The 13,924-nt window shown below is 36.5% G+C and carries 16 protein-coding genes; 2 read left to right on the plus strand and 14 right to left on the minus strand.

The annotated features are described in order from the left end of the window. Positions 1-25: 25 nt before the first annotated feature. The 7 genes from QQZ16_RS15845 to QQZ16_RS15875 form a co-directional block, all read right to left on the minus strand. The gene (locus tag QQZ16_RS15845; RefSeq protein ID WP_031535456.1) at positions 26-340 is read right to left on the minus strand and encodes a PTS sugar transporter subunit IIB; all 315 of its coding nucleotides are present in this window, start codon (positions 338-340) and stop codon (positions 26-28) included. A 385-nt stretch (positions 341-725) separates the two neighbouring features. Next, a complete protein-coding gene (xynB, locus tag QQZ16_RS15850; protein ID WP_235250877.1) occupies positions 726-2,330 on the minus strand; it encodes a xylan 1,4-beta-xylosidase in 1,605 nt (534 codons plus the stop codon). A gap of 369 nt (positions 2,331-2,699) precedes the next feature. After that, complete coding sequence (locus QQZ16_RS15855) at positions 2,700-4,202, minus strand: malate:quinone oxidoreductase (protein ID WP_235250869.1); 1,503 nt, start codon at positions 4,200-4,202, stop codon at positions 2,700-2,702. Positions 4,203-4,489: 287 nt separating this feature from the next. Further along, on the minus strand, positions 4,490-5,314 hold the full coding sequence (locus tag QQZ16_RS15860; RefSeq protein ID WP_235250853.1) for a MetQ/NlpA family ABC transporter substrate-binding protein: 825 nt from the start codon (positions 5,312-5,314) through the stop codon (positions 4,490-4,492). Positions 5,315-5,329: 15 nt separating this feature from the next. Then, the gene (locus QQZ16_RS15865) at positions 5,330-5,992 is read right to left on the minus strand and encodes a methionine ABC transporter permease (protein WP_235250848.1); all 663 of its coding nucleotides are present in this window, start codon (positions 5,990-5,992) and stop codon (positions 5,330-5,332) included. Next, entirely contained in the window at positions 5,985-6,734 is a 750-nt protein-coding gene (locus tag QQZ16_RS15870) for a methionine ABC transporter ATP-binding protein (protein WP_235250847.1), read from the minus strand. The genes QQZ16_RS15865 and QQZ16_RS15870 overlap by 8 nt, the downstream gene beginning before the upstream one ends. A gap of 116 nt (positions 6,735-6,850) precedes the next feature. Then, on the minus strand, positions 6,851-7,465 hold the full coding sequence (locus QQZ16_RS15875; RefSeq protein ID WP_048718628.1) for a LysE/ArgO family amino acid transporter: 615 nt from the start codon (positions 7,463-7,465) through the stop codon (positions 6,851-6,853). Positions 7,466-7,588: 123 nt separating this feature from the next. On the opposite strand from QQZ16_RS15875, the gene QQZ16_RS15880 reads away from it, so the two are divergent. Next, the gene (locus QQZ16_RS15880; protein ID WP_235250846.1) at positions 7,589-9,058 is read left to right on the plus strand and encodes an aminotransferase-like domain-containing protein; all 1,470 of its coding nucleotides are present in this window, start codon (positions 7,589-7,591) and stop codon (positions 9,056-9,058) included. A gap of 8 nt (positions 9,059-9,066) precedes the next feature. On the opposite strand, the gene QQZ16_RS15885 is transcribed toward QQZ16_RS15880, so the two are convergent. The 6 genes from QQZ16_RS15885 to QQZ16_RS15910 all read right to left on the minus strand — a co-directional run bounded on the left by QQZ16_RS15885 (position 9,067) and on the right by QQZ16_RS15910 (position 13,130). Continuing rightward, positions 9,067-9,723, minus strand: coding sequence for a FusB/FusC family EF-G-binding protein (locus tag QQZ16_RS15885; RefSeq protein ID WP_031535473.1), 657 nt, complete (start codon positions 9,721-9,723; stop codon positions 9,067-9,069). 129 nt (positions 9,724-9,852) lie between these two features. Continuing rightward, positions 9,853-10,128 carry a CD3324 family protein gene (locus tag QQZ16_RS15890; RefSeq protein ID WP_031535475.1) on the minus strand — a complete coding sequence of 92 codons (276 nt, stop codon included), beginning with the start codon at positions 10,126-10,128 and terminating at the stop codon, positions 9,853-9,855. 257 nt (positions 10,129-10,385) lie between these two features. Then, a complete protein-coding gene (locus tag QQZ16_RS15895) occupies positions 10,386-11,366 on the minus strand; it encodes an LLM class flavin-dependent oxidoreductase (RefSeq protein WP_109768075.1) in 981 nt (326 codons plus the stop codon). Between the two features lie 35 nt (positions 11,367-11,401). Beyond that, positions 11,402-12,397, minus strand: coding sequence for an LLM class flavin-dependent oxidoreductase (locus QQZ16_RS15900; protein ID WP_235250845.1), 996 nt, complete (start codon positions 12,395-12,397; stop codon positions 11,402-11,404). Positions 12,398-12,487: 90 nt separating this feature from the next. Further along, positions 12,488-12,790 carry a DUF3219 family protein gene (locus QQZ16_RS15905; protein ID WP_235250844.1) on the minus strand — a complete coding sequence of 101 codons (303 nt, stop codon included), beginning with the start codon at positions 12,788-12,790 and terminating at the stop codon, positions 12,488-12,490. Between the two features lie 55 nt (positions 12,791-12,845). Then, positions 12,846-13,130, minus strand: coding sequence for an ATP-binding protein (locus QQZ16_RS15910; protein WP_435406663.1), 285 nt, complete (start codon positions 13,128-13,130; stop codon positions 12,846-12,848). Here QQZ16_RS15910 and QQZ16_RS15915 point away from each other — a divergent pair. Beyond that, the gene (locus tag QQZ16_RS15915) at positions 13,118-13,468 is read left to right on the plus strand and encodes a diguanylate cyclase domain-containing protein (protein WP_235250843.1); all 351 of its coding nucleotides are present in this window, start codon (positions 13,118-13,120) and stop codon (positions 13,466-13,468) included. The two genes, QQZ16_RS15910 and QQZ16_RS15915, sit on opposite strands and share 13 nt — an antisense overlap. A 309-nt stretch (positions 13,469-13,777) precedes the next feature. Here the strand turns inward: QQZ16_RS15915 and QQZ16_RS15920 are convergent, their stop codons facing one another. Next, positions 13,778-13,918 carry a hypothetical protein gene (locus QQZ16_RS15920; protein WP_235250842.1) on the minus strand — a complete coding sequence of 47 codons (141 nt, stop codon included), beginning with the start codon at positions 13,916-13,918 and terminating at the stop codon, positions 13,778-13,780. Positions 13,919-13,924: the final 6 nt, after the last annotated feature.

The raw sequence follows: 13,924 nt of genomic DNA on the forward strand, positions 1-13,924 counted from the left end.
GTGTTTTCATTTTTAAAATAAATGATTACTTATTATTTTCGATTAATTCTAATGCTTTATTTAATACTGCTAATCCGTCGATACGTCCATAAGCAACCGGATCAATAACATCTAATGGAATACCAACTGTTTCAGCCGCAACAGCAAGCTTCTTTTTCAAAAAGCGCATTTGTGGACCAATTAAAAGTACATCTGCACGTTCCATATCTGTTTGCGCTTTATCTTGAGCAACAGCCCAAATTTCTGCTTCAATTCCTTTCTCTTTTGCAGCATCTTTCATTTTAGATACTAGTAAACTTGTAGACATACCTGATGAACAAGCTAATAGAATTCTTTTCATTTTAATGACCTCCAACATGATTTATTGTTAATGGAATTATTTAATATTTACTACACTTTTATCTTACAATGAAAACTCTTACAACTTAACATATTGTTTTTCCGTCTAAAGGAGGAAATTAAATGTTAGCACTTTCATTCATCCTTGTGTCTAAATTTCCGCCATGCTAAAAAGGGAGCTTTCAAGAAGAATTTAAAAAGCTGGTCCATAGGTATTCCAACCAAATAAAAAACCCAAACAATTTATACGGAAATGCTCATAAAAATTCCGTATAATTGTTCGAGTTTTATAATTTCAAGAAAGAAAATTAGTGAAATTAAATAGCTATTTGAAAGATTTTTCACCTTTCCCGTTATATATTTTGATTTGTCTCAGACTTGCAGCTTTACTCTTTTTCATCATAACGGAAATACTTAAAGTCTGCTGGTATGTTTTGGCCGCTTGTATCTTGACATTGCATTCCTACAAATGCTCCTGTGAAGAAGCCTCCTCCGCGAATATAATCATCCGATAATTTCTTAGATTCAAAATTAATATCTATTTTATGCCATTCTTCTTTATTAAAGGAATACGAATAGTAGTAGATTTCATTCTCGACAGTTACGCTTAAATATACATATTCCGCTTCACTTGGGACAATAATTTTCTCCTTTAGTGGCTGGGAGAACGAGAAGTTATCACAAACCGTTAAATCAAGGATGCGACCAAGATTTTCATCGTATGTTATTTGTAATGCTGTCCAATTTTCTGTGTTGTAGTAATTTACTAATCCGGCAGCCTGTTGTATATTTTCCGGTGTAAAAGCTACTGCTGTTTCTGCCTCAAATTGAAGACTTTGCCAGCGTCTAGCTACAAAAGACTGTGTAAAAGTGGATGTTAATGATTCCTGACCAAATAAGCGTAAATGATTAGGTCTTTCCGTTAAGGAACCTAATTGTTCTGTAAATGGAATACGTAATGTTTGAAAATTTATATTTAGCTTATCTTGAGTAAATTCATCCAATACTGGATAGGTGGAAGGAAACTTGGTTTCAGGAATCTTTGGTGCTTCTACCTCCAAGCTTCCTTCTTTTCCACCTACAACATATGGCCAGGCATCTCTCCATTCAAGCTTTTGAATAGCTGTTTCTCTGCCTAAAGGACAGTATCCTCTTTGTTGAATAATTGACGCATCATCTGGATGAATAGGGCGACCCGTTAAATGGGCTAAATACCATTCATCTGTATGTGTTTGGATAATAGACGCATGTCCACATTTTTGCAATGGATTTCTAGGGTCGTGCCAAGATGTTAAAATTGGATTATTTGGATGAACCTCATACGGACCCTCTATGTTTTTGGAACGCGCAATCGTTGCTGCATGCTCATACTCCGTTCCACCTTCTGCAGTTAACAAATAATAATATTCGCCAATATGATAAAGATGCGGTGCTTCTGTCAATTTAATATCCGTACCTTTAAAGATATTTTGAGGTTTATTGATTAACTTTTTCTGCTCTGTGCAATATTCCTGCATCACAATTCCACCAAATGGATGACGATCTATTCGTTGGTCCCAAAGCATATTTAACAAATACTTCTTTCCATCCGTATCATGGAACAAGGAGGCATCAAATCCAGAACTATTTAATTTTACTGGCTCTCCCCAATCACCATCAACCGTTTCAGAAGTAACCAAATAGTTATGACAATCCTTCCAAGCACCATCTATTACTTTTACATCTGTGTAAATAAGCCAAAACTTTCCGTCACTATAACTCAAGCAAGGTGCCCACACACCACCAGAGTTAGGATTTCCTTTCATATCTAATTGGGATACTCTTTGTAATGGGTGTGCAACTAATTCCCAATTAACTAAATCTTTAGAATGATGAATTTGTACTCCCGGAAACCATTCGAAAGTAGATACTGCAATATAATAGTCTTCGCCAACTCTGCAAATGCTAGGGTCCGGATTGAATCCTTTCAGTACTGGGTTGATAATCTTCATCTTAATTTCCTCCTTCGCGGTCCTTTTTAATCAGTTAGTTTGTTCGTCATATTAACTACGTTAACTCTTTTTGAAAGCGTTGTCAATCATATCGTAAAAATTACATGCATTTTCTTTTAGTATAACTAGGAAATGTCCACAGATGATTTGTTACATATAAGCTCCAGAAGTCTATTTACCTATTAGACAGAAAAAAAAGAACTCCCATCTAAGATGAAAGTCCTTTTGTATATGATATTTAGTTCAAACAATTAGTAAAACAGAGGATTCTTTCATTATCAACCGAGCAATAAATGATAGTGACTTTAAAGGATGTGCTTAAAAAAATTTTTTTCTCCCATATTACTAGCTTCTCTTTCCAATCAACTATTAGTTATAAATTGGTTTTTTCTCACTTAAACGAAGTGTCTGTGCAGTTAATGTATGAACTTCATGCAGAAGCTTAGGGTTTTCCTTTAATGGTATTCCATATGATGGAATCATTTCTTTTAATTTTGATTCCCATTCTGGTATTTGCTCTGGAAAACATTTTCGAATAACTTCAAGCATGACATGAACAGCAGTAGAAGCTCCAGGTGAAGCTCCAAGCAATGCTGCTATCGAACCATCAGCAGCAGTCACAACCTCTGTACCAAATTGAAGTGTTCCTTTGCCCCCAGCCTCTGTATCTTTGATTACCTGCACACGTTGACCTGCTACAATAAGATCCCAATCATCTGCTTTAGCATTCGGAATAAATTCCCGTAACTCTTCTATGCGCTTCTCTTTGGATAACATGAGCTGCTGAATTAAATAGCTTGTTAAAGACATATTTTTGGCACCTGCTGCCAACATGGTAAACAAGTTATCTGGTTTGACGGATGAAATTAAGTCAAACATCGAGCCTGTTTTTAAAAATTTGGGCGAGAACCCTGCAAATGGACCAAATAGTAAAGATTTTTTATTGTCGATAAAACGGGTATCCAGATGAGGAACAGACATTGGTGGAGCCCCAACTTTTGCTTTCCCATATACTTTTGCATGATGCTTGGCAACAATATCTGGATTCTTGCACACTAAAAATATTCCACTTACCGGGAATCCGCCCATATGCTTCCCTTCAGGAATGCCAGATTTCTGCAGTAAATGTAGACTACCTCCACCGCCGCCGACAAAGACGAACTTGGCAGAATGAGTTTCAGTGATGCCACTATCTAGATTTTGCACCTTCACTTCCCAATGGCCATCTGCTGTTCGTTTTAAATCATTCACACTATGCTTGTAGTGAATTCCAACATCTTTTTTTGCTAAATTGGCAAACAACAGTCGCGTTAAAGCGCCAAAATTCACATCTGTGCCTGAATCCATCTTAGTTGCTGCTATCGGCGCCTTATAATCACGGTTTTGCATTATTAGAGGGATCCACTCTTTCAGTTTTTCCGGATCCTTTGAAAATTCCATTCCTTCAAACAGCGGATTTCTCACCATTGCCTCAAAACGCTTTTGTAAAAAATCCACATTCTTTTCCCCTAATACTAGACTCATATGTGGCAATGGCATAATAAAGTCTTCTGGATTATGTAGTACTTGATTGTTTACAAGATAAGACCAAAATTGCAAGGAAACTTGAAACTGTTCGTTGATTTCTAACGCCTTCTTAATGTCTACTGAGCCATCTGGTTTTTCCACTGTGTAGTTTAGCTCACATAGTGCTGCATGCCCCGTTCCCGCATTATTCCATTCATTGGAGCTTTCCTCTCCTGCACTTGCTAATTTTTCAAACACTGTAATTTGCAGATTAGGGTCTAATTCTTTTAAAAGCATCCCTAACGTTGCACTCATAATCCCGGCACCAATTAAAATAACGTCTGTTTTCGTTTCTTGTCTGCTCATTTTAACCTTCCTTATACTTTTAGATTTTCAGAAAAATGTAAGCGTTCCCTTTTTGGCGCGATTAAACTGATACATTTTTTCTGTCTCAAGCATTTACCTGGTTAAAGCCTCATTTATTTTCAAAAAATTTTAAATAGTTTCCTTTTATTATACGATAGTTATTCCTTTTTTAAAAGTCAGAAATGAACAAGAATTGTCCAAACAAAAGAAGCCTTACCCTAAGAAAAACTGGGATAAGGCATTGATATGCTATTTATCAATAAAATATGCTTCCAAGAACCTTGCAATTAAAAGGCAGGGATCGCTGTTTCAGCATAATTTTCTTCTAAGAATTTACGAACCTCTGGGCTCGTCATAGCTTCTGCTAGCTTTTGAATTGGTTCCCAATCCGCATTATCCTTACGAGCTACTAACGTAATCGCAAAGTCATTCTCTACACCTTCTGTTAGCAATGCATCGCTTTTTGGTGTTAAGCCAAGCGGTGATGCATAAGCTGGTGTCATTACAACTAATTCAGCGTCATCATACATTCTAGCAAGCATTAATAAATCTACTTCTTCAAACTTTAAATTTTTCGGATTTTCTACAATATCTGCTTTTGTATAATAAGATCCCGTTTTCTCTTTTAATGTAATTACATCATGTTGAGCCAGCAATGCTAAGGAACGGTCAATATTGGATACATCATTTGCAATCGCAACTACCGCTCCATCTGGTACTTTATCCATGGAATCATATTCCTTTGAATACACACCATAGTTTGCAAAATAGATTTCTTTAACAGGAACTAGCTCTGCATCATTACTACGGTTAAATTCCTCCATATATGGAACATGTTGAAAAAAGTTTGCATCTACTTCTCCAGCTGCAAGAGCAGTATTTGGTTGCACGTTATCACTCAATACAACCATATCAAGGTTGATACCTTCTTCTGCTAATGTTGGCTTTACAAGTTCAAGAATTTCAGTCATTGGAGGAATTAAGGAAGCAACTTTTAATGTTACTTCTTCTTTTTCTGTATTCTGTGCATCCTTTTTATCTGACTCATTCTCTTTCCCACAAGCTGCCAACACGAATATACCTATCATCATTAAAAATAATATTTTTTTCATTTTTTTCTCCTGTCATTACCTTTTATCAATCACTTTTGCTACTGCTGTACCAGTAAATTGTATAAGCTGTACAAAAACAACCATTATAATAATCATATAAATCATTAAGTCTGTTTTAAACTGCTGATATCCATAGCGAATGGCAAAATCCCCAATACCTCCGCCCCCGACAACTCCCATAATTGTCGAATAAGAAATAAAGCTAATAATCGATGTTGTTAATCCTAATACAAGGCCTGAACGAGCTTCTACATAAAGAAATTTAAAGATGACTTCCTTTACAGATGCCCCCATCGAAATGGCTGCCTCTATAACACCCTTTGGTACTTCCAAAAGGGATTGCTCCACTAAACGAGAATAATGAGCGATTGCTATGATGGATAATGGAACAGTTGCAGCAGCTGTTCCAATGGCTGTTCCAATAATTATTCTTGTAAACGGAATAAGGAAGACAACCAATAATAAAAATGGAAACGAGCGAATAATATTTACTATTAAATTCAGCGTAGAAAAAACAAAAGGATTCTCCAACATTTTGCCCTTTCTAGTTAAGAAAAGCAAGGTACCAACTGGAAGACCTATTATAATGGCTGCTAAAATAGATATACCAACCATTACAAAGGTTTGTCCAATTGATTGCCAAATTTCCATTCTATATTGAATCAATATCTCAGGCATGGTCTAGCTCACCATCCTTTTTCAGCTGCTCTACCAAGCGTTTTGAAGTATTATTGATTTGCTGTATTCCTTTTGGTTCAATTGCCACTGTATCATAAATTTCACCGTCTTCAATGACCGTCACTCGATTGCATATACTTTTAATTACTTCCATCTCATGGCTGACGATTACAATCGTTACGCCTAGCCGTTTATTTACATCCTCTAATACATGTAAGATTTCAGCTGTCGTTTTCGGATCAAGAGAAGATGTTGGTTCATCGCATAATAATACTTGCGGATTATTCGCAATTGCCCTAGCAATCGCAACACGCTGCTTTTGTCCACCGCTTAATTGGGCAGGATACTTCTCCATAAAGCTTTCCAATCCAACAAATTGTAGACACTCTATTACACGATTTCTTCGTTCTTTCCTTGGATAATTAGCCAACTCTAAAGAGACTAAAATATTTTCATAAACTGTCTTATTAGCTACAAGATTGAAATGCTGAAAAATCATCCCGATGGATTGGCGAGCTTGACGAAGTTCTTTGTAGCTCAAGCTAGTCAACTTTTTGCCGTCCACTTCCACTACCCCGTCTTCAGGTACCTCTAATAAATTCATTAATCGAAGTAACGTGGATTTACCGGCACCACTCGCACCAATAATCCCGAAGATTTCTCCTTTATGTATCGCTAAACTAATAGACTTAATGACCTGGTAATTCGCATAACTTTTACTGACATTATGCAATTGAATCATCTAAAAAAACCCCCTTTATCATTTGAAGGGTAATTACAACCTTTTCATTATAGCGAAATATTGGTAGGTTGTCATTTTGGATGCCCAAATAGATTAACAGACGTGGCCATGGTCCTCTACAAGGTTAACAGATTTGTTCCCAAATAAAGTGCCATTCCCCAAATGATTATGGCAGATAGCTGATTCATGCGCTTTAAAACGATCCCATGGGTATCAATTTGCCCAAGCTTTCGACCTAGCAAAACTAAAAAACAAAACCATATCCATGAAACACTCATGCAAGCAACCGCAAAAATAATTTTTTCTTCACCACTATAAGCAAGAGAGCTTGTACCGATGACTCCAATCGTATCCAGAATTGCATGTGGATTTAATAAAGAAACGGAGGCGGCGAACGTAATTTGTCGACGTGGAGAAAACCGTATTTTTTCTTGTTTAATTCCCACTTCCGCAGCACTCTTCCACATAGCCCATCCCATATATACTAAGAAAAAGAATCCAATAAAAAACAAAAATGCTTTTACCCATGCAAAGGTAAATACCACCACAGAGACACCAGCAACAGCTAAATAGATTAGTAAACTGTCACAGATACTAGCTGTTATGATTGCCGGTAACGCATATGTGAATTTTTTATGTGTTGCTCCTTGATTAAACAAAAATATATTTTGAACGCCTAAAGGTAGTATTAACCCAAATGCCAATATCATTCCATGTAATAATGCTTCCATCCTTATTCCCCCTCTTCTTCCTACAGAATAGCGAAGAAGAGGCGTTCTGTCTCCATCCAATTGGATGGTCATTAACCCAACCATTTTGATAAAATAAGAGAAAATAAAGATAGGAGTATACTCATGGCAGAAATTGAATGGAAACCACAAAAAAGCTCAACCGTTTCTTTACACCAGCAAATAACTTCCTTTATGAAAAAGAAAATAACGCATGGAGAATGGACAATTGGTATGAAGCTCCCCTCTCAACGGAATTTAGCCAAGCAATTCCAAGTTAACCGAAGCACCATTATAACAGCCCTAGAGGAACTAGCTGCTGATGGGTTAATTGAAGCAAAGGTGGGGAGCGGAACAAAGGTAATAAATAATACGTGGAGCTTGCTTGCATCTACTCCTCCGCCAGATTGGATTAGTTATGTAAAATCAGGCATACATCAACCAAACATTTCTATCATCCAAGAAATTAATCAAGCAGAAGCAAATCCAAGTATTATTAGGTTGGGAACAGGTGAGCTTTCTCCAGAATTGCTACCTAAAGAACGCATGGAACAAACATTTCAATCTAGCGGAAAATTAAATCTCTCTCTTGGATATACAGAACCGAAGGGAAGCTTAGCTTTACGCCAAACAGTAAGTGCCTATTTGAAGACGAAAGGAATTATAACTTCCTCTGAATCCATTTTAATCGTTTCAGGAGGACTTCAAGCATTGCAATTACTTTCTATTGGGCTATTAAAAAGAGGGTCTACTATCTTTCACGAAGCCCCCTCCTATTTAAATTCTATTCATGTATTTCAATCTGCGGGAATGAACTTAATAGGACTTCCTCTTGATGAAGAAGGGTTAGCGTACGATGCTATTGGACGAATTAAGAGTAAGACCCAGCAAAAATCAGCATTACTATATGCCATCCCTAATTTTCACAATCCAACAGGTACATTAATGTCTGAAAAGAGGCGAGCTGACTTAATAGCAGTTTGCCAAAAAGAATCGATTCCTATTATTGAAGATGATGTGTACGGAGATTTATGGCTGGACAGCCCTCCGCCTAGGCCTTTAAAAGCAATCGATACGCAAGGAAATGTTCTTTACATTGGCAGTATCTCCAAATCCTTAAGTCCTGGACTGAGAATTGGTTGGATTGTAGGACCAGAACCAGTCATAGAGCATTTAGCCGATATAAAAATGCAGACAGATTATGGTTCCAGCACCTTATCTCAGTCTGTTGTAGAAAGCTGGCTGCATCATGGCTTATATGAGGATTTTCTAAAGGAAGTAAAAGCTGAGCTCAGGTATAGAAGAGATTTTACAATGGGATTATTAAAGAAATATTTTTCAGATATTGCAACATGGCTCTCTCCTAAAGGCGGGTTCTATATATGGCTAAAACTAAAGCCAAGCATCTCTACACGAAAGCTATTTGATTTAGCACTTCGTGAAGGAATTCTTATCAATCCAGGAATCATTTATGATAAAACAGATGATCAGCATCTGCGCATATCCTATTCATATGCTACATTGGATGAATTAGAAAGAGGATTGATAATCTTAGCACAGGTAATTAAAATACAAGCAAAAGGACAGTTCTACTGATGATGTCCTCAGTAGCGCCGTCCTTCTGCGGTCTGAAAAAATTCTTGCAAATATGCGGTATTGTCTATATTCCTATTGCATTCGCTGCTATCTGTACAAATAAAATTTCCAATAGCCTTGTAATAATCTGCATTTTTGGGTTTTTTGTCTTTGGTAATCGTTGAAAAATAAGCAACTTCTCCAAAGCTATTGCAGAAAGAGCAAATATTTTTTTTATTAGTTGCTGTCATTTTCCCCTCCATTCCTACTAATTGTCCTTCTAAATCATAAATAATAAATTTTCTATTAGACTTTCCATCCGTCCAGCTTAAATAGGTTAGTTTATGGTGATCGATTGTTGTTAAATCAGGTAATTTTAATTTCTTTTGCTTTGGAAATAATTTTTTTAGTTGTTGTTCCGTCAGTTTCGGAAATGGCAATACATATGCAGTAAGTCCCTCGATGTATTGATCGTATTCATTCTTTGTTTTCCATTTGGAAATATCCAATAACGCTTGCTGTTCACTTGATGCTTGAGGAAAAAGTTCTAAAACTTTCGCATGAGCTAATTCTATTACGGCAACTAACACTGTTTTAGGTAAGCTTTTATTCATACTATCCTTAATAATGGCGATCTGTTTTTTAATAAAATTCAGTTGTTCATTTTTGATAAATGGTTCTGTCATTGCATTCTCTCCTATTATTTTGTTGTGTCCTGTCTTTCTATTTTAGTAAAACTCACTCCCTTTCTAAAATGGAAAAGATGATTGAGAAACAATTTTTACATAAAAAACACTGATGAGAGGTCACCAGTGCTAGTCTTTCTTTTTATGTGAGTACACGATTTTCTTAATTGTTTCCGTGGAGAGATGATATTCTATTGCCAATGCCTGAATAGTGCTTCCATTAGCAAAAGCTGCTTTTATTGCATTGTTTCGGCCATCTAGCATTTTTCTTCCACCACTTGAAGTTCCCCACTTCTTATACGCATTTTCTTGTTTCGGAATATACAAGGTCTCACCTTGAACATATTTTTGAATTTCTACAACAAGCTTTTCAGGTAAAACATTCGTTGCATTTGTATACTTCAATTTTGCCCGCTCCCTTATTTTTATTTTTTTCTAAAATAAGGTGCAAAGCCAAAATATTAGTTAGCGATAAAAATTACTTGTTTCGCCCCATGCAAAGTATCGCCTTTCTAATAATAGGCTTTGCATGAGTGGAAGTAGTATCAGACAATCGTATGTGATTCTCCAACTGTAAGCACCCCCTTTTACATTATTATAGCTAAATTTAATAAGTGTTTACATTCAAAGTTTAAGACTGCTTTCGTATCAAACAGCCAAATTTAAAGAATGGCCTCTGCTAATAAGGTATATGACTGCATTTTGTCCTCAAAGTCATAAATATTGGTGATTATCATAAATTCCTCTGTTTGATAGACTTCACTTAAATGCAAAATCTCGTCTTTTACCTTTTTGGGCGTCCCAATTATCGCTCGTTTTCGATTTTTTCTTATGATTGCTTGGTCTTCTTCTGATAGCTGAATCCCTTTTGCCTCTTCTTTTGAAAGAATAAAAGTGTCTTCGCCTTTTTCAATTGCTAGCAGCCAAAGATCTTGGCTAACTGCCATTTCTTCTGCTTCTTCCTGTGTTGGTGCACAAACAACAAATACACATACATTTGCTTGTGGGTTTCTAAGAATGCTAGACGGCTGGAAGTTCTCCCGATAATGTTTCATCGCAATGCTGCCACTGATTGGATTTATAAAGTGCCCATAAGTAAAAGCAGCTCCCTTTTCTGCGGCTAATCTAGCTCCCCGCTGCGAGACACCTAGCATCCAAATTTCTGGTCGAGTTTCAATGGATGGATACGCTTGGACCTCTTGATTAGATTGCGTATTGGCTATATATTCTTGAAGTGCCGTAACCTGACGCGGGAATTCATTTAAGCTTTTTCTCATTCCATCTGTTAAAGCTAGCCGAGTAGGCGCAGATCCACCTGGTGAACGTCCAATCCCTAAATCCATTCTGTTCGGATACAATGCTTCTAACACCTTAAAGTCTTCCGCAATTTTAAAAGGACTATATTGTGGAAGCAAAACGCCACCAGAGCCTACACGTATCTTATTTGTCTGTGCGGCAATAGTCGAGATAAGAACCTCTGGGGAAGTCCCAGCAATTCCATTGGAGTTATGATGTTCAGCAACCCAAAAACGAGTGTAGCCAAGCTCCTCTGTTCGTTTTGCCAATTTAATTGTATTTTGAAGTGCAAACCCTGCATTTAAATTCTTACTAATAACAGATTGATCCAGTACACTCAATTTCATTTGAATGACCTTCTTTCCTTACGTTTTAAAAAATATTACCATATTTCCTTTGCAATAAGCTCATAAGACTTCTTTCTACTTTCATAGCTATTCGTAATAGTCACAATCATCATTTCGTCTGCATTGTACGCTGATTGCAGCTCAACCAATTCCTTTTTAACCTCTTTTGGACTTCCAATAATCATCTTTTGACGCATTTCTTTCATTCTTTCTTGTTCCTCACTCGTAAAAGAATAATTTTTTGCCTCTTCTATAGTGGGAATACCTTTATTTTTTTTCCCTTTATCCGTTTGGATTTTCGATAGGAACCAGCTTAAAGCCAGCTCTTCAGCCTGTTCTGTTGTTTCCGCGCAAATAATCGATATCGTTACAATCACTTGAGGTTCCTGAATGCCATCATTTTGTCTAAATGAGCTTCTATATGTATTCACAATCTCGATTCCATCTCTATCGCTCATAAAATGTCCAAATGCATAGGCTGTCCCATGCTCTGCCGCTTGTATAGCACTTTTTTCACTCGTTCCGAGAATCCATGGAACAGGAGCCACATCAGGAAAAGGGTGTGCTGTTATTTTGGAGAACATCTGATCTGCTGGGTAGTTATTATATAAAAAATGTAGAAGCTCTTTAATGGAGTTAGGCATATTCCGAACATTTTCTAAAAAGTTCCCAGAGAGCGCAATCGAAGCTTCGGCAGATCCTCCTGGCGCTCTCCCTATTCCTAGATCGATTCGATTTGGAAATAATGTCGCTAGCATATTAAATGTTTCCGCTACTTTATACGGTTTATAGTGTGGTAATAATATGGCTCCAGCACCAATTCTTATCTTTTCTGTATTGGCACCAATATACCCAAGCATTACTTCTGGAGCAGAACTAGCAAGGCCGGGAAAATCATGATGTTCCGCAATCCAATATCTTGTATATCCTAGTTTTTCTCCACATTGGGCAAGCTTCATTGATTCTATAAGTGCATCTTGAGAGGTTTTCCCAGATAAAACAGGTGCTTGATCTAAAATACTTAATTTCATATAGAGAACCTCCCTTTCCGTGTATATATAAGAAAAAACAGATCTCTAAATCCGATAAAGATGATCTGTTTTGCTAATTCCCTTCTGAATTTATTCCACTTCCACTAATTCCAAAAAGAAATCACTAATGCTGTTTTCATCGGAGAAATTGGTATAGGAAGTGGAATATTTGTTGATTTTCCCTCTAAAAGCCACTTGCTCATTAGGGATATTTACATCAAATACATTTTCGTATAAAAACTTCGTAACTACGTGGTATTCTTCCCCACCTCTTACTTTAAATTCAAAGCTTACCATTGTTAACAGCTTCTCTGATTTGTTACTTTTAACCTTTTCCTCTTTATAATTGGAAACAGTTAATGCAAAGTCATTTAAGAAAACTTTATTTACCATCTTAATAGCTCCTTATTTAGAAAGTGGAAGCAGAGGGACGGTTATGGAGGTCGGGTTAATCGACCTCATTAAAACCTTCCCTCTGCTCCCCTATTTTCACCGTAATTTCTGTTCCTTTTCCTATCTCACTTTGGACTTGGATTTCTCCTTCATATAAATCAATGAATTTTTTGACAATGGAAAGGCCTAGACCATTTCCCCCAATATTTCGATTTCTTGATTTGTCGGCTTTATAAAAACGCTCAAATATATGCATGAGTGAATCTTTGTCCATTCCGATTCCTGTATCTCTTATTTTAACAGCAATACTCCCATTCTCCGATTTAAATGCCTCGTGAATTCATTGTTATCGTAGAAGAATCATCAAAAAATGAATTAGAAAATATTGCAGACCGGATTATCCAAAGTACTTCGCAACCATATTTCATAAACAAAACGGAAGCTCAAGTTTCTGTTAGCATTGGTATAAGTCTCTATCCGAATGACGGTGAAACGAAAGAAATACTTCTTGAAAATGCGGATAGAGCAATGTACTATGCGAAAAACAATGGAAAAAACCGCTTTAAATTCTATACACCTGATTTAATGAACATTGATCCCCCAAAAGAAGGATTTATCGAAAAATGGCGGAATACACTCCAGAATTCTTTATTTAAAATTGATAAAAAGGGGAAATAGGATTTAAATGCATTTGTACTGGTTAATTAGACATTGACTAGCAAAAGACTAGCAAAAGTAAGAGGAGGGGACATAACTATTCTAATTTTAAGATAAACCCAAACAATTATACGAAGATACCAACGAAGGATTCGGCTAATTGTTTGGGCTTTTTTAATCATTTAATTGTATTCAAGGAAATTTGTTGCTATGACCTGCAGCTCAATACACTTCGCTTTCCATGTGGCAATCGCCAATCCTCTTCATTGCAATATAGACTACATTTTCATACTAGTTATTTATGATTATACATATAGTCATATGTTAAAACTAATTTATTCCAACCACTCGTTTTTCCTCTTGCACTCCTTTAAGTCCTACTAAAGTTATAATCATCAAGACAATTCCAATACCTGCTCCAAATATCGCAATTTGGTGCATCCCTGTAATAGAATCCGATTTTAAAAACAAACCATT

The sequence above is a fragment of the Bacillus sp. T2.9-1 genome (assembly GCF_950097965.1).
Classification (GTDB): Bacteria; Bacillota; Bacilli; order Bacillales; family Cytobacillaceae; genus Niallia; species Niallia hominis.